At 63.5% G+C, this 16,266-nt stretch carries 17 protein-coding genes; 4 read left to right on the top strand and 13 right to left on the bottom strand.

The annotated features are described in order from the left end of the window. The 5 genes from LPW39_RS18805 to LPW39_RS18785 all read right to left on the bottom strand — a co-directional run. The coding region (locus LPW39_RS18805; RefSeq protein ID WP_230778643.1) for an ABC transporter ATP-binding protein at positions 1-976 on the bottom strand (976 nt) is incomplete at its 3' end. Next, positions 966-1,793, bottom strand: a complete 828-nt coding sequence (locus LPW39_RS18800; RefSeq protein ID WP_230778642.1) for an ABC transporter permease — start codon at positions 1,791-1,793, stop codon at positions 966-968. The genes LPW39_RS18800 and LPW39_RS18805, both read right to left, overlap by 11 nt. A gap of 101 nt (positions 1,794-1,894) precedes the next feature. Further along, on the bottom strand, positions 1,895-2,326 hold the full coding sequence (locus tag LPW39_RS18795; protein WP_230778640.1) for a rhodanese-like domain-containing protein: 432 nt from the start codon (positions 2,324-2,326) through the stop codon (positions 1,895-1,897). Between the two features lie 36 nt (positions 2,327-2,362). Then, complete coding sequence (locus LPW39_RS18790; RefSeq protein ID WP_230778759.1) at positions 2,363-3,343, bottom strand: M48 family metallopeptidase; 981 nt, start codon at positions 3,341-3,343, stop codon at positions 2,363-2,365. A gap of 79 nt (positions 3,344-3,422) precedes the next feature. Then, entirely contained in the window at positions 3,423-4,250 is an 828-nt protein-coding gene (locus tag LPW39_RS18785; RefSeq protein WP_230778637.1) for a lysophospholipid acyltransferase family protein, read from the bottom strand. A 781-nt stretch (positions 4,251-5,031) separates the two neighbouring features. Between LPW39_RS18785 and priA the strand changes: the two genes are divergently transcribed. Continuing rightward, positions 5,032-7,140, top strand: coding sequence for a replication restart helicase PriA (priA, locus tag LPW39_RS18780; RefSeq protein WP_230778758.1), 2,109 nt, complete (start codon positions 5,032-5,034; stop codon positions 7,138-7,140). On the opposite strand, the gene LPW39_RS18775 is transcribed toward priA, so the two are convergent. From LPW39_RS18775 to LPW39_RS18755, 5 genes are all read right to left on the bottom strand, one after another. Next, complete coding sequence (locus LPW39_RS18775; protein ID WP_230778634.1) at positions 7,137-8,108, bottom strand: AEC family transporter; 972 nt, start codon at positions 8,106-8,108, stop codon at positions 7,137-7,139. The two genes, priA and LPW39_RS18775, sit on opposite strands and share 4 nt — an antisense overlap. Positions 8,109-8,269: 161 nt before the next feature. Next, on the bottom strand, positions 8,270-8,629 hold the full coding sequence (locus LPW39_RS18770) for a hypothetical protein (RefSeq protein ID WP_230778631.1): 360 nt from the start codon (positions 8,627-8,629) through the stop codon (positions 8,270-8,272). Between the two features lie 110 nt (positions 8,630-8,739). After that, the gene (locus tag LPW39_RS18765) at positions 8,740-9,138 is read right to left on the bottom strand and encodes a roadblock/LC7 domain-containing protein (RefSeq protein ID WP_021028992.1); all 399 of its coding nucleotides are present in this window, start codon (positions 9,136-9,138) and stop codon (positions 8,740-8,742) included. Further along, positions 9,135-9,701 carry a GTP-binding protein gene (locus LPW39_RS18760; protein ID WP_230778628.1) on the bottom strand — a complete coding sequence of 189 codons (567 nt, stop codon included), beginning with the start codon at positions 9,699-9,701 and terminating at the stop codon, positions 9,135-9,137. The genes LPW39_RS18765 and LPW39_RS18760 overlap by 4 nt, the downstream gene beginning before the upstream one ends. After that, entirely contained in the window at positions 9,698-10,402 is a 705-nt protein-coding gene (locus tag LPW39_RS18755; RefSeq protein WP_230778626.1) for a hypothetical protein, read from the bottom strand. The genes LPW39_RS18760 and LPW39_RS18755 overlap by 4 nt, the downstream gene beginning before the upstream one ends. Positions 10,403-10,676: 274 nt before the next feature. Here LPW39_RS18755 and LPW39_RS18750 point away from each other — a divergent pair, with 274 nt between their 5' ends. From LPW39_RS18750 to LPW39_RS18740, 3 genes are all read left to right on the top strand, one after another. Next, positions 10,677-12,758 (top strand): ATP-dependent helicase, encoded by a 2,082-nt coding sequence (locus LPW39_RS18750; RefSeq protein ID WP_230778623.1) that lies wholly within the window; start codon positions 10,677-10,679, stop codon positions 12,756-12,758. Positions 12,759-12,764: 6 nt separating this feature from the next. After that, entirely contained in the window at positions 12,765-13,193 is a 429-nt protein-coding gene (locus tag LPW39_RS18745; RefSeq protein ID WP_230778620.1) for a hypothetical protein, read from the top strand. 62 nt (positions 13,194-13,255) lie between these two features. Beyond that, on the top strand, positions 13,256-14,452 hold the full coding sequence (locus tag LPW39_RS18740) for a phospholipase A (RefSeq protein ID WP_230778619.1): 1,197 nt from the start codon (positions 13,256-13,258) through the stop codon (positions 14,450-14,452). A 48-nt stretch (positions 14,453-14,500) separates the two neighbouring features. On the opposite strand, the gene LPW39_RS18735 is transcribed toward LPW39_RS18740, so the two are convergent. From LPW39_RS18735 to LPW39_RS18725, 3 genes are read right to left on the bottom strand one after another with little or no spacing between them, the layout of a single operon-like run. Next, positions 14,501-15,379: an alpha/beta hydrolase gene (locus LPW39_RS18735; RefSeq protein ID WP_230778618.1), complete on the bottom strand. Its 879-nt coding sequence runs from the start codon at positions 15,377-15,379 to the stop codon at positions 14,501-14,503. Positions 15,380-15,386: 7 nt separating this feature from the next. Next, positions 15,387-15,785, bottom strand: coding sequence for a RidA family protein (locus tag LPW39_RS18730; protein WP_230778617.1), 399 nt, complete (start codon positions 15,783-15,785; stop codon positions 15,387-15,389). A gap of 24 nt (positions 15,786-15,809) precedes the next feature. After that, on the bottom strand, positions 15,810-16,265 hold the full coding sequence (locus tag LPW39_RS18725; RefSeq protein ID WP_230778616.1) for an acyl-CoA thioesterase: 456 nt from the start codon (positions 16,263-16,265) through the stop codon (positions 15,810-15,812). Position 16,266 lies beyond the last annotated feature (1 nt).

The raw sequence follows: 16,266 nt of genomic DNA, 5'->3' as shown, positions 1-16,266 counted from the left end.
AGGGGCGCTGCTGCGTGTCCATCAGCCAGGCGCCGGTAATGCGTGCGCCGCCCAGGCCAAACGAAGGCGCATCGGGGTTGAAGCGAAACACCTCGATATCGTTGCGCAGCGGCTCGGCACGGAAAAAATCGCGCCGCTGGTCATGCCAGGGCAGGCTGGCATCGAACACCGAGGCCGGCGGGGCTGCTTCAGCCACCGGGCCACTGCCCTGCTCGGCCTCATAGCAGGCCTGCATATAGCGGTCGCAGACCTCCTTGGTCGGTCCAATCTGCATGATCTGGCCCTTGTCGATCCAGACCACGCGGTCGCACAGGCTCTTGATGGCAGCGGTATCGTGGCTGACAAAAAGCAAGGTGCCGCGCTCCATGAAGCTGCGCAGAAAACGCATGCATTTCTGGGTGAACACCGCATCGCCCACGGCCAGTGCCTCGTCGACCACCAGGATATCGGCGTCCACATGGGCAATCACCGCAAAGGCCAGCCGCACATACATGCCGCTGGAATAGGTTTTGACCGGCTGGTCGATGAACTCGCCAATATCGGCAAAGGCGGCAATGGAGTCAAAGCGCTCGGCGATCTGCGCATCGCTCAGCCCGAGCAGCGCCGCATTCATCGCGACATTGTCCCGGCCCGAGAACTCGGGGTTGAAGCCTGCCCCCAGCTCCAGCAGCGCGGCGATGCGGCCATGCGTGGTCACCGCGCCGCAGCTGGGCGCCAGGGTGCCGCAGACCATCTGCAAGAAAGTGGACTTGCCCGAGCCATTGCGGCCGATGATGCCAATGGTCTCACCCCTGGCCACCTGCAGGTCCAGCCCGCGCAGTGCCCAGAATTCGCGGTGGTAGGGTTTGGGCTCACGCCCCAGCAGGCGCAAGAGCCGCGGCATCACAAACTGCCGCAAACGGTCGCCGGGCGCGTCATAGATATGGAAGCACTTGCCCAGGCCCTGTACGTCCAGTGCCAGAGATTCAGAGGACATCGGCAAATCCCTTGCGCGTCTTCTGGAACCAGGCGAAGCCCAGCCAGGCCACCACGCTGCAGGCCAGCATGCTGATCGCCCAGCCGGTCCAGTCCGGCATGCGGCCCCAGATCAGCACGGCGCGCGTCTGTTCAATGAAAAAAGTCAGCGGATTGAGCCACATCGCGGTTTGAAAGCTGGCAGGCAGTGCATGCACCGGGAAGAAAATCGGCGAGATGAACATCAGCATGGTCGTCATCACACCGGTGATCTGCTTGAGATCGCGGGCAAATACGCCCAGCGACGCAAAGAACCAGCCCACGCCGACACTGAGCAGCACCAAGGGCATCCAGACCACCGGCAGCAGCACGGCGGTCAGCGGGATCTTGCCATTGAGCACCAAAAGCGCCACCAGCAGTACCGCAAGGCTGGCCAGCGCCTGGAACAGGGCGGAGCACACGGCCACCACCACCAGAATCTCCAGCGGGAACACCACGCGCTTGACGTAGTTCACATTGGCCAGCACCAGGTGCGGGGCGCGGTTGAGCACATCGGAGAACAGGCCGTAGACGATCAGGCCGGCGAACAGCACCATCGCAAACTGGGTCTTGGACTCCGGCCCCTCGCCCCAGCGCGCCTTGAACACGACAGAGAACACAAAGGTGTAAATCACCAGCATGCACAGCGGTATGAGCACCGCCCACAGCCAACCACCCAGCGATCCCTTGAAGCGCTCACTCACTTCACGACGCGTCATCTTGACCACCAGCGGCCAGTGCGCACGCACGCTACCCACCAACGCGCGCGCAGAGGCAGCGCTGCCTACACCGACAGTCAATGTGTAACTCCATCTATCATGAGGCGGCCAAGTTTACAGGGACAACGCTATCCCGACTGGCGCGGGTGCGGCTCGGTTACAAGCCGCGACGATTACAAATGTCACTGAGACCAGGGCAAACCCTGGTAACGCCAGCCACCGAGCTGTCCCCGTTGACCCTGGGCATTCGCATCGCCCTCAAAGCCCTGCAGGATGTTGTAGGCCTCCAGCCCCAACTGGCTGGCGCGCTGCGCCGCCGCCACCGAACGCACGCCACTGCGGCACAGCAGCACGATCTTGGCGCCAGGCGCCCGTTGGGCCAGTGCCAGCAGCTGGGCATCGAAATCGGGATTCATTGCCATCTCCGGCCACTGCTTCCAGGCAATGGCCACGGCACCAGGCACCTGGCCGACCCAGGCGCGCTCGGCATCCGTGCGCACGTCGACCAGCACCGCCTGCTGGTTCTGCACCCAGTGCCAGGCCAGCCGGGCACCAATATCGCCGGCATAGCCATTGGCGGGCGCAATGGTCTGCTGTTCTGCGGTCAAGCTCATAGATACCTCTCAAAAGCGCGGGAAGGCCCAGTCCCGCTACGCTGCCCGGTCCCAGGGCGGGGCCGGCATGTCCTTCAATTGCTGGCGCAGTGCGCGGTGGTTCGGCACCACCTCAGCCACGGTGTCCCAAAAACGGGGACTGTGGTCCATCACCCGCAAATGGGCCAGCTCATGGGCCACCACATAGTCGATCACGGCCGGTGCATAGTGCATCAGCCGCCAGTTCAGCCGGATCGAGCCATCCGACTTGGCACTGCCCCAGCGCGTCTCGGCACTCGACAGGCGCAGGCTGGTGTAGTGCACGCCCAGCAGCGGCGCAAAATGCGCCAGGCGCGCCAAAAAGTGCTGGCGCGCGCTCTGGATAAACCAGGCCTGCACCAGATCACGGATCTGCGTACGCCCGGCGTTGGGCGGTAGCGCCAGGTAGAGGCGCGAGGGCGAACCCGTCGCACCCTCCTCCACCCGCCAGACGGCCCCTGAGCGCGCCACACGCTGCTCACTGTCTACCACCAACTGCAGCGGCTGCCCCAGGAAAGGCAGACTGGCGCCATCTTCCCAGCGGATGCTGGCGCTCAGGCTGCTCGCGCGGCGCTGCTGCATCTCTGCGATCTTGCGCACAATCCAGCCAGCCTTTTCCTGCAATGCTTCGTCGATGCCCGGCTGCGTCACCCAGCGCGGCGCGCGTACCACCAAGCCGTCTTCGCTGACCACAAAACCGATACTGCGCCGCTTGGCGCGCTGAAGCAAGTAGGCCACCCGCTGGTCTTGCAACAGGATGCTGCGGTTGGCTGCCGGGTGTGCCTGCAGGGAGGCAGGGCCTGCGGGGACCGCCGGCTTGGCCATGGGCGCGGGCGGCGGCACCGGCAGGCGAAGCGGTGGGGCCAAAACGGCGGGAGCTGGTGTCCGCAGAGGCTGGGCGTCCACGATTTCCTCTACCGCGGAAGCAGGAGGTAGTGCAGCAGCCGTCGGCTCGCTGCGTTCCCACAGGTCGAGCGCCATCTGCACCAGGCGGCGCACATCAACCATGCCTGCACCCCATTTTGCGGCAGTACATCAACACGGGACGCTCAGCGGCAAACACAGCAGTCTTTGTCCTTCAATGGGCGGCGGCGCCCGGCTCGGCAGCTGCAGATGCTGCGGCCACTGCCGCTGCAGGCGCCTGCAGCGCAGGCTTGCCCGCATAGGCTTCGGGGTCGAGGCGGCGCATCTCGGACTCGATCCAGTACTCCACCTCGGCCATCAGTTCGTCATGCTTGCGGCCTTTGCTGTCGATCGGCTTGCCGACGGAGACATCAACAATGCCGGGCCTCTTCACAAAGGCCTTGCGCGGCCAGCATTTGGCAGAGGTCACCGCAATCGGCACCACCTGGGCGCCTGCCATGATCGCCAAGCGCGTCGCGCCGGTCTTGTATTCGCCGCTTTCGCCACGTGCGATGCGCGTGCCTTCGGGGAACATGATCACCCAGATGCCCTGGCCCAGCAGGCGCTTGCCCTGCTCGACCACCTTGTGAAAGGCGCGGCTGCCATCCTTGCGGTCGATATGGATCATGTCCAGGCTGCCGATGGACCAGCCAAAGAATGGGATCTTCAGCAGCTCCTTCTTGAATACATAGGCCAGCGGCGTCGGCATGATGGCCGGCATCAGAAAAGTCTCAAAGGTCGACTGGTGCTTGCACAGCAGCACCACGCCCTTGTCACCGCCGGGCTGGCCGGCGACGGGCAGATTCTCCATACCCTGCGTGCGGACCTTGATGCCGCAGAACCAGCCAGCGCTGTCTGCCGACAGCTTGAGCCAGCGGCGCGCCACCACATACCGGGCGCGGCTGCTGGCACCACAGACCCGCAGCAGCAAGATGGTCAAGGTATAGGGAATGACCGTCAGGCCCATGAAGAGCGTGTGCAGTATCGATCGGAGCAGTGACATGGGTGAAGTAGAAAAGACAGAGAGACGCGAAGCATGACCCTTGCTGGCATATGCCAACGGGCCACGCCAAAAGCCGCAAACCAGCGCAGCAGCATCCGGCATGGCGCCAAAGGCTGCAGCAAAATTTGATCCACGCGATGCAACGCCAAAACCGCAGCACAGGCGTGGTTGGCGCTAAATCATATCGGAAGCCAAGGCCCTCGTCCGCTGCCCGGACGCGAAGCCGCCAATGGACAGCGCATAAGGACATAAGAAAAGGAAAAATCTCCAATCACATCAAAGAATTGCAGTGGATAACTCAGCCAATTGAAGAGAAAATGTGGATAAGCGCCGTTCGACTACCCCTCCGCTTCGGATCGCGCATCGGACCGGAGCAAGCACTTATGCACACATTGTGGAAAGCAGGCTCCATAGCACAATATCTTGAGGCTATCGGAAATATAGGTAGGGCGTAAAACATAACTCCATGAAAGATATAAATAAAAAAATTTTGTCAGCCAAGCCTCTTAGCCAACTGACAATATGTGGTAATTCTGATGCAGGTCAGCGCATCGATATTTCAACAAAGTTATCCACAGAAATGTAAGTCTCGTATTGATTTTTCTTGAGATTTGCCTTGTGTATAAGTTGTTTCGTTTGCCACAAGATTGCAGCCTTCCGCCTCGCAATCCGGATAAACACCATACTGCGCGGCTCGGCCTCCCCATCCAGGCTTCGCGGATGCGGATGCGCAGCAGTCGCTACACTCGGAGCTCCCGCGTTTCAGTCCGCCCTCCCCTTGATTTTCCTGTCCATCGCCGTTCACACCCCTGCCTACAGCGCTATCAGCGCGGCCAGTGAACTGCTCACCTACCAAGCCACCCATATGCTGCCGGCCGGCAGTCTGGTGCGCGTGCCCCTGGGCAAACGGGAGGTGCTGGGCGTGGTTTGGGGCCTGGATACGGCATTCAATGGCGACCCCGCCAAAATCAAACCCATCACTGCGGTGCTGGAGGCAATTGCGCCGTTGCCTGAAAGTTGGCTGCGATTGGTGCATTTTGCGGCCCGTTACTACCAGCGCAGCCTGGGCGAGATGGCGATCACTGCACTGCCACCCGCCTTGCGCGACCTGACGGTGGAGCAGTTGGCACGGCGCCTGAAGCGCAAGAAGACGGCGATCGACAGCGATATCGCCGCCGACCAGGCGCTGGCCCTGAGCCAGGAGCAAATGGAGGTTTGCGCGCAGATAGACCAAAATGCCGGACCCTTTCTGCTTTTTGGCAGCACCGGCAGTGGCAAGACCGAGGTCTATCTGCACCAGGCCGAGGCCTTGTTCCAGCGCGATCCCGAGGCCCAGGTACTGGTGATGGTGCCGGAGATCAACCTCACGCCCCAGCTGGAGGCCCGCTTCCAGGCGCGCTTTTCGGCCCGCCTGGGCGAAGGGGCGGTCGTCAGCATGCACAGCGGCATGACGGCGCCTCAGCGCCTCAAGAGCTGGCTGGCAGCCCACACCGGCCAGGCCCGCATTGTGCTGGGTACACGCATGTCGGTGTTTGCGTCCATGCCGCAGTTGCGGCTGCTGATCGTCGATGAAGAGCATGACGCCAGCTACAAGCAGCAGGAAGGGGCGCGCTACTCGGCGCGCGATCTGGCCATCTGGCGCGGCCATGATCTGCAGGCCCAGGTGATTCTGGGCTCAGCCACACCGTCGCTGGAGAGCTGGTGGGCCAGCCGCCCGGCCACCAGCCAGGATGCAGGCGGCCGCTACTTGCGGCTGGCCATGCCCAGCCGCATTGGCGCGGGCCAGATGCCCCGGCTGCGCCTGGTCGATATGCGCCAGCAGCCCCGCCAGACCCTGTTCTCGCCCGCGCTGCTGCAGGCCATTACGCAGCGCGTGGAGAGGGGCGAGCAGGCGCTGGTGCTGCTCAACCGGCGCGGCTTTGCACCGGTGCTGTTCTGCGGCGACTGCGGCTGGAAAAGCGACTGCCCGCACTGCAGCGCGCACCAGGTCTTCCACAAGACAGACCGCACACTGCGCTGCCACCACTGCGGCTACAGCCAGCGTGTGCCGCTGGCCTGCCCCAGCTGCGGCAATCCGGACATCCTGCCGCTGGGCAAGGGCACCGAGCAGTTGGAAGAAGCGCTGGAGCGCTTGCTGCGCAATGTGCAGCGCCCCGATGGCCAGCCGGCCCGCATCGCCCGCATCGATGCCGACACCACCAAGGCCAAGGGCGCGCTGGCAGAAAAGATGGCCGATGTGCATGCCGGCGATGTCGATGTGCTGGTCGGCACCCAAATGGTTGCCAAAGGCCATGATTTTCGGCGTGTGACTCTGGTCGCCGCCGTGCAGCCCGATGATGCGCTGATGTCCAGCGACTTCCGCGCGCCGGAGCGGCTCTTTTCGCTGCTGCTGCAGGCCGCCGGCCGCGCCGGGCGCGATGCCGCCTATGTCGCTGCGCAGGGCAGCGCGGTCGAGATGTGGCTGCAGACCCAGCAGCCCGAGCATGCCGTCTACCAGGCCCTGCGCCAGTGGGACTACAGCGGCTTTGCCGCCCAGCAGCTCAAGGAGCGGCGCGATGCCGCCATGCCGCCCTTTGCCCACCAGGCCATCATCCGCGCCGATGCCCGCTCGCAACAGGAGGCCCAGGCCTTTTTGCGCGCCGCGTCCGAGCTGGCCCACAGCCAGCAACTGCTGGACGGCAGCGAGGTCTTTGTCTACCCGCCCATTCCGTTGTCCATGCAGCGCGTTGCTAATGTGGAGCGTGCCCAGATGCTGATCGAAAGCCCGTCACGCAAGGCCTTGCAGCAGTTTCTCCGCACCTGGCAGCCCTGCCTGCACTGGCTGCGCGCCCATCCGGAGCACAAGGGCCTGGTGCGCTGGCTGGTTGATGTGGACCCGCAGGCGATCTAAGAACCTGTTCCAGGAATCTCAACCAGCCAGGTCACCGCCGCCGAAAAGCTCACAAAGGCCAAAGCCGTACTGACCAGGATGATGTGCGCAATGCGGCCGTTGTGGGCGCCATAGCGGCCTGCCAGCAAGGTGACATTGCTGGCGCTGGGCAGCGCAGCCACCAGCGCGACGACCAGCAAGGCAAAGGGGTGAATCGGCAAGCCCGCCGCCATCGCGGCATGGCCCAGGCCCAGCACCAGCAGCGGGTGCACAAAGAGCTTGACCAGCGCCAGCGGCACATAGCTGGCGGGGGCGGCGTATTCCTCTTCCACCATCTTGGAGCGGGCCAGCACGGCACCCACAGCAAACAGCGCCACGGGCGTGGCCGCACTGCCCAGCAGGCCGGTTGTTTGGTCCAGTGCCTGGGGCAGCTTCCATTCCATGAACGAGGCGAGCGCGCCCAGCAAGATGGCCCAGGGCATCGGGTTGGTCAGCACGCCTTTGAGCGCCTTGAGCAGCGCCGCACGCGCATTGCCCGCCGCCCCATCCATGCGCGACAGCGCCAGGCACAGCGAGGTGGTGAACACCATGTCCACCAGCATGGTCACAATGGCCGGGCCGGCCGCCGCATCACCCAGCAGCGCCACCAGGAGCGGCAGACCCATGAAACCGGTATTTGGGAAGGCCGTCACCAGCGCGCCAAAGGCGCTATTGTTCCAGTCCATGCCCCGCAGGCGCGAGGCCGCCACGCAGCCCGCCACCAGCAGGAACTGGCACAGCACATAGAGCAGCAGGATCGGCAGGTTCATCAGCTGCGCAAAGGGCAGCGAGGAGCCGGCCTTGTACAGCATGCAAGGCAGCGCAAAATACAGCACAAAGGCATTCACGCCGGCGATCGCCTGCAGCGGGAAAATGCCGCGCCGCGTGGCCACAAAGCCGCACAGAACCAGCGCAAAAAATGGAAAGGTGACTAAAAAGACGGACAGCACGGCTCGATTGTGCCCAGAATGCGCCAGCGCAGATGTAGCGCGAGGGACCGGCAGCAATGCGCCCGGCCCATAAAAGAAAAGACCAGCCATGCGCATGGCCAGTCTTGCAGGGCCCAGATCCGGCAGAAAGCCAGATCAGCGCCTAAAACAGTCTAAAAATCTTAGATCGTCACCAGTTTTTCAACTTCAGCGCATTTGCGACGGGCCAACGCCAGGTTGCTGCGCTGCTTGTCCAGCACCAGGTACAGGAACAGGCCTTCCTTCAGCGCCACCGGGCGGATGATGTGGTACTGCGAGCCCAGCGTGATCAGAATGTCGTCGATGGAATCCTGCAGACCCAGCGACTTCATCGTCTTGAGCTTGGCACGTACCACCTCGGTGTTACCCGCTGCAGCCAGCTCCAGGTCCAGGCCTGATCCGGCACTGCCCAGCAGCATGCCGCTGCCACTGTCCACCAGCGCGGCGCACATGGCGCCTTCCACTGTCAAAAGTTGCGTCAACGCGTCTTGAACCGATGCCATCGCACTCCCCCTTCACACACTGGCGGTTTATCGTTACCGCGCCCTGCGGCCAGTGCGGCGCATGCGCAGCTCTCCCATGGCTGAGTGCTGGCTCGTCGCCAGCCAAACCATCAGACTTTGTTCATCTCGGCGCCCACTTCGGCCGCCGCCCACAGCACGCGGCCGAGGATCGCATTGGTATCGAGCACCATGCACAGGATGCAGGGAAACTCGGAAGTGACCGACTGGAAGACGACCACACCGCTCTCGGTCTCGAAGGTCAGGCGTTTGCAACCGGTGTGGTTGATCTCGCGCCCCACGGCGCGCGCCATCGCCATCAAGGAGCCGGCCATGGCCGACAGGCGGTTCAGCTGCAGTTCGCTGTTCGTGCGCAGGGACGCAATTTCAAATCCATCGGGCGTGCTCAGCAGTGCAACACGCACGCCGTCGACAGGACCAATAAGCTTATCAAGCGCCTGCTGGCCTGCCTTGACGACCTGGGCAGGGATCAGAGGTTGTGATGCAGTCATGAATTCTCGCTTTGCAGAGACAGCATGGAAACAAGTACGCTCATCGCATCCAGCAGTTGCCCACGGTCGCGTGGGTCCGCTTCCAGAACGGGAATCACCCCATGGCCAGCAGAATACACGCCTTGGGCGAATGTTTCAATTTGTTGTGTTGTTGCCGGGCGCGCGCTCAGTACCAGCGTGACAGGTGGCTGAGGCAGTTGCCGTATTTCATGGAGGATGTGGTTGGTCTCGGCCAGGCTGTTGGGGTTGTTCACATCGGTCATGATGAAAACGCCCATCGACACCGACAGCACCCACTGGCGCACAAAGCTGAAACGCTCCTGGCCCGGGCAGCCGCAGATCTGTACCACTTCTCCGCCGCCCAGGTCGATCTCTCCGAACTCGGTGCCGACCGTGGTGAGCTCCTTGCTGTGGGCCACCAGATCCAGGTTGCGGACATCGGAGCTGGACATCAGAGAGCCACACAGCGAACGCACGGCAGTTGTCTTGCCGATACCCATCGGGCCACACAGCGCAATGCGCGGCATCTTCTGCGGCCCTGTTCCGCCTGCTTCTTGGTTCATCCCGGCTTACCTCCCCCTCGTATCCATCGGCCCAAACGGCTGAGCAAACCTTTGGAGTGTAGCGGCTCACGATGGTGGGAGGGGGAAGAGGCGGAGGTAATTACCGGCATAGCGACGCCGCGCAGCACGCCACGGCGGCCCAGTTCGACCAAAAGACCACGGGCCATGGTGTTATCCAACCCGCTGTGCAGACACAACTGGGCGATGGACACCGGTTCGCGCGACAGCAGGGCCAGCGCGCGGATGCATGCGCCCGTATTGAACGGCGCACCGACTGACACCCAGGACTTGAGCTGGTAGCGGAACTCCTGGCGCGTCGTCGGTGCCGGCTGTGCAGCGGCCTGCACCGACTCCTGGCGGATGACCTTGTTGCGCGCATCCCAGTCGAGCAGAAAGACCGCTGCGCGGTCAAACATGTCGATCAGATCGCTCAAGGTGTAATCCACCTCCAGCCGGCCCACCCAGCTCGCACCATCGAGCATCGCCGTCTTGACCTGGCCGATGCAAACCACGCAGGGCGCCTTGCCCAGCGAAGAGATGGCGTCTGCCATGCCCTGGTCCAGCACAATCAGTTGGGCGCGATCCCGCGGCACTTCTTTCCACGGAAGCACCGATTTGCGCGACGCCACGCCATACAGCGGCGCAAAGCGGTTGCGGCTGCTGGGAGTCAGCAATTCTGCGGAAATACCGGCGGTCTGCATGGCGCTTGTTTCAGACTTTTATTGGCTTAATTAATAGCGTTTGCCACTTGATAGAAGCAATGCTATCGGCATTCTAGAAGCTTGTTTACCAGACGCAAGCTTTTCCGCACAGGTTTTACCAACTGCTCTACATTCATTAACAATTTTAGAAAATCTGTGGTTTTTTGTGTAAGCAAATATGTAAAAACCAAAGTCCCGCATCTGCAGCCGAAAGCCGTTTTGCGGCTATTCTTCTGCGCTTTCGTTCCAGATCTACAAAGGTTCTCCAGCCCCCATGGCCCATGGTCTCAATCTCGCCCAACTACAAGCAGTGCACTACACCCAGGGGCCCTGCCTGGTGCTGGCCGGTGCCGGATCGGGCAAGACCCGGGTCATCACCCACAAGATTGCCCGCCTGATCGAGACTGGCATGGCGCCGCGCAAGATTGCCGCCATCACCTTCACGAACAAGGCCGCCTCCGAAATGCGCGAACGCGCCAAGAGCCTCATCGGCCGCCAGGCCAAGGATGTGCTGGTCTGCACTTTCCACGCGCTGGGCGTGAAGATGGTGCGCGAGGACGGCCATGTGCTGGGGCTCAAGCCGCAGTTCAGCATTCTCGACAGCGACGATGTGGTCGGCATCCTCAAGGACGCGGCCGGCGGCACCGCCGATGTGGCCACCGCACGCCAGTGGCAGTGGACCATCAGCAAGTGGAAGAACATGGGCCTCGACTACAAGGAGGCACTGGCCCAGGCCGCCGATGACAACGAGCGCGCCATTGCCGTGCTGATGCAGCGCTATGACGAGCGACTGACCGCCTACCAGAGCGTGGACTTTGACGACCTGATCGGCATGCCGCTGCGGCTGCTGCGCGACCACCCCGAGGTCCGAGCCAAATGGCAGACCAACCTGGGCCATGTGCTGGTCGATGAGTACCAGGACACCAATGCCACCCAGTACGAGCTGCTCAAGCTGCTGGTGGGTGAGCGCGGCCACCTCACCGCCGTGGGCGATGACGACCAGAGCATCTACGGCTGGCGCGGCGCGACCCTCGACAACCTCAAGAAGCTGCCGGTCGACTATCCCCAGCTCAAGGTCATCAAGCTCGAGCAGAACTACCGCTCGACCAGCGCCATCCTGCGCGCGGCCAACAATGTGATCCAGCCCAACCCCAAGCTGTTTCCCAAGACCTTGTTTTCCGAGCTGGGCGAGGGCGAACCGGTGCGCATTGTCGACTGCGACTCCGAAGAGCACGAGGCCGAGCGTGCCGTCGCCCGCATCCTGAGCCTGCGCGCCGCCGCCAACCCGCCCCCGGACTGGAAGAATTTCGCCATCCTCTACCGCGCCAACCACCAGGCCAAGCCGTTCGAGAAGGCGCTGCGCAAGGCCAATGTGCCTTACAAGGTCTCGGGCGGCACCAGCTTTTTCGACCGCGCCGAGATCCGCGACCTCTGCGCCTGGTTCCGGCTGTGGATCAACAACGACGACGACCCGGCCTTTCTGCGCGCGATTACCAACCCCAAGCGTGGCATTGGCCACACCACGCTGGGCCGCCTGGGCGAATTCTCCAAGGCCCACCGCTGCAGCATGTTTGGTGCGCTGTTCAACGCGATGCTGGAAGACGCGATGCCCGCCAAGGGCCGCGAGAGCCTGCTGGAGTTTGGCCGCTATATCAACGACCTCGAATACCGCGCCCGCCAGACGCGCGGGGCCGAGGAATCGCTGGCCTTTTTGCTCGACTGGCTCAAGGAAATCGGCTACGAGCAGCACCTCTACGACGCCGAAGACAGCGAGAAAGTCGCCGCCGCCCGCTGGACCAATGTGCTGGAGTTCTGCGACTGGATGGCCCAGCGCGCCGGCGGCCAGACCACGACGGCGGCCGACACCACGACCGTGAGCGAGTCCAAGAGCCTGCTCGAAGTCTCGCAGACCATCGCCCTGCTCTCGACCATCAGCGAGCGCGAAAAGGAGCAGGACATGGTCATCCTGTCCACCCTGCATGCCAGCAAGGGCCTGGAATGGCCGCATGTGATGCTGATCGGCGTCAACGAAGGGCTGCTGCCCTTCAAGCTCGACGACGATGACGGCCGCCAGCAAAAGGTCAGCGACGACACCGCGCAGCGCCTGCAGGAAGAGCGGCGTCTGATGTATGTCGGCATCACCCGGGCCCAGCGCTCGCTGGCCGTGAGCTGGACCAAGCGGCGCAAAAAGGGGCGCGAGCTGGTCTCTGCGCTGCCCAGCCGCTTTATTGCCGAGATGGGCCTGGACAGCAACACCGCCCGCGAAGACCCGCGCGAGAAACTGCGCAAGCTGCGCGAAGAGTTCGCCGCGCGCAAGGCCCAGAGCAGCGCCGCCGCCAGCCCCGATTCGAACTGAGTATCCATGACCAAGACCCTGATCCTGACCGCTTTCTGCGCTGCACTGACGAGCGCCTGTACGACCACCCCAGCCCCCCGCCCCGCCTGCCCCACTGCGATGCAGATGGAGCAGCCTGAGCTGCTGGGCCACTGGCAGGCCGACCTGCCCGGCCTGCCCGGCCCCGTGACTTTGCAGCTGGCGCCCCATCCCGAATGGAACGGCACCGTCAAAGGCCAGATCCAGCGGCCCGGCGGCACGGCCATCGTGGTCGGTGATGTGGACAAGGGCAAGCTGACAATGGAAGAGTCGGCCGATGGCAAGAAGGTCTCGGGCACCTGGCTGGGCGAGGTGGTCGACGGCAGCTGCGGTCGCGAGATCCGGGGCGAATGGTTGGATGCAAACGACAACAGCCACGCCTTCGTCATGCGCAAGCCACCGAAAACAGCGCGATAAACGCAATAATGTGTATCCGCGCTGCCATTCCAGCCACGCGCCCCTCCTCTCCCTTCTCGACCATGACAACAACGAAATTTCTGCGCTCGCCAGCCCCGCTGGCGGCGAGCCTGCTGATGGCCGGTCTGCCGCTGGGCAGCTTCGCGCAAACGCCCGCCGCTGCCAGCGGCTCGGGCGCCACACCCACGGTGTGGCAGCAGTGCACGGCGCTCAGCGACGGCCCCGCCCGCCTGGCCTGTTTTGACCAATGGGCGCTCCAACAATCGCAGCAGCCACTGGTCAGCCAACAGGCACAGCCCGCAGCCACGACCCCGCCGGCGTCGGCCAATGCCATGCAAGGCCTGACGCCACCCGCCAGTGCGCTGGCCACTGCCGACCTGCCTGCCCCCATCGGCGGCTGCCGCAATGATGGCTACACCGAGATGTCCCGCTTCTGGGAGCTGGAAGCCGGTACCGACTGCGGCACCTTCAGCTTCCGTGGCTACCGCCCTCTGTCGGTATCGTTTGCCGTCGGCGACAAGGTCAACCGCCAGCCCAGCTCGCTCAACCCCGTCAACTCGGCCACGACCGAGACCGATTACCAGAAGCAGGAAATGCGCATCCAGCTGTCGGTGCGTACCAAGCTGGCGCAAAACCTGTTGACCGATCCGAATGGCAAGCTGCGTGATTCGCTGTGGATTGGCTACACCGGTCTGTCCTACTGGCAGGTGTTCAACTCGGACCTGTCGCGCCCCTTCCGCACGACCGACCACCAGCCTGAAATCTTCTACATCTATCCGACCACCGCCCAGTTGCCCTTTGGCTGGCGTTGGCGCTACAGCGGCATTGGCCTGGAGCACCAGTCCAATGGCCAGAGCGACCCGCTCTCGCGCAGCTGGAACCGCACCTACCTGATGACCGGGTTCGAGCTGGACAACCGCCTGCAGCTGCAGGCCAAGATCTGGCACCGCATCAAGGAAAGCGCCGAAGACGACAACAACCCCAACATCCAGAACTACATCGGACGCAGCGAGCTGAAACTGGGCTGGAACGTGAACCAGCGCAACTGGATGGGCGTGACCGCGCGCGGCTCGCTCAACGGCCATGGCAAGGGCTCTGGCCGCGGGGAGTGGATGCACACCCTGGGCGAAGGCTGGATGGGCGGCAAGAGCAACCTGCGCCTGCATGCCCAAGTCTTCCACGGCTATGGTGACAGCCTGATCGACTACAACTACAAGCGGACGGTGTTCTCGCTCGGCTTCAGCCTGCTGGACTTCTAAACAGAAAACGTCTGCTTGGCAGACGTTTCCCGTTTCCCCCTGGGATCTTCAGGTAGACAGCCGCAGCAAGCGCTGGCACAGATCCGACTGCGGATCTTCCAGCCCATGCAGCACCGAGAAATGGTCGCAGCCGGGCAGCGCGGCCTGCTCGGCCACATTGCCTGCAGCCTGCCAGGCGCTGTGCATCAGCAGCGACTGGCGTTCAAACTCCGTTTGCTCGCGCCCACCCCAGACCAGGTGCATGGGGGTGGCGCAGCGCCTGGCCGAAAACGCGGGCGAGTTGCGGGCAATCAGGCCCTCATCGAGCTGGATCATCGGCTGCAGATAGCTGTAGCGCAGCGGTGCCAGGTCATAGAGGCCACTGAGCAGCAGCGCGCCGCGCAGCGGGTCATCGGGCAGGCCATAGTCGCGCGCCCAGGGCGTTTGCAGGCACATCGCGCCCAACTGGCCTCCGGCGGAATGCCCACCCACCACGATCCGCGTCGGGTCGCCGCCGTAGGCGGCGATATGGCGCAGCACCCAGGCCAGGCTGGCGCGGCACTGGCGCACGATCTCGTCGATGCTGACCTGCGGGCACAACGCATAGTTCACCACCACCGTGCAAAAACCCAGCGCCTGCGGCCCCAGGGCCACGCAGCTGAACTCCTTGGAAGTATTGGCGCGCCAATAGCCGCCATGCAGAAACACGAACACCGGCGCGGGTGCCCCGTCCGCTGCAGGGAAGATATCGAGCGTCTCTGCCAGAGTCGGGCCAAACGGCACATCCAGCACGCAGCGCAGTTGCGCACGCGCCTGGGCACTGCGCTCGGCAAAATGCTGGCGGGCAGCTGCCGGGTCGGCCACCGGCCGCGTGGTGTCGTACTGCGCATCGATCTGCGCCTGCGATGCAAAATCGCGGTACAGCCTGGGTGGCGTGCTGGCAGCCATGGTCTGTTCAGCCAGCATCGGGCACCACGGCGGTGACCTCGATCTCCACCTTGGCCCGGTCCTCGATCAAGGCGACCACCTGCACCGCCGTCATCGCGGCATTGAAGCTACCAATCAGCTCGCGGTAGGCCTTGCCGATCTCCGCCTGCTGGGCCATATAGGCCTGCTTGTCGGTGATATACCAGGTCATGCGCACGATGTGCTCGGGCTTGGCACCGCCCTCGGCCAGCACCGCCACAATGTTCTGCAGCGCCTGGCGCACCTGGCCGGCCAGGTCATCGGTGTGGAACACCCCTTGCGCATCCCAGCCAATCATGCCGGCGACAAAAATCTGCCGGCCGCTGACCATCACGCCATTGGCATAGCCCTTGGGCCGGGGCCAACCTGGGGGAAGTAGTACTTGCATTGCGCCTCCTTTAGCAAACAAATCTCAGACGGTGCATTCCGCCGCCATCCAGCGCGCGATGCGGGCCTGGATGGCCGGGGGAATGCTTATCGCTTCATGGCTGTCCAGGCTGGTGAACACCAGCACCTGGTGGGCCAGCGCCCGCACCGCGCCATCATCGCCGACACAGCGCAGCGCCAGCTGCAGCGAGCGGCTGCCCAGCCGCAGCACGGCCAGCTCCAGCTGCACCGTGTCGCCCATGCGGGCAATGGCCCGAAAATCACAGGCCAGGTGCACGATAGGCAGGCCCGTGCGCTCGGGCCCCAGCATCTGGGCATAGGGGTAGTGCAGCCCCTGGTTGAACCAGTCCTCCACCAGGGACTGGAACAGCACCAGGTACTGCGGATAAAACACAATGCCTGCCGGGTCGCACTGCGCAAAGCGGATGCCGGTGGCCGCGCGGAAAACGGCGCCGTTCTCGGGCCAGGTCAAGGCTGCCATG

Origin of the sequence: Comamonas koreensis (assembly GCF_021026195.1) — a bacterium.
Classification (GTDB): Bacteria; Pseudomonadota; Gammaproteobacteria; order Burkholderiales; family Burkholderiaceae_C; genus Comamonas; species Comamonas koreensis.
Note: the sequence above shows the minus strand (reverse complement) of the source record. Positions and strands in the feature narration are given on the sequence as shown.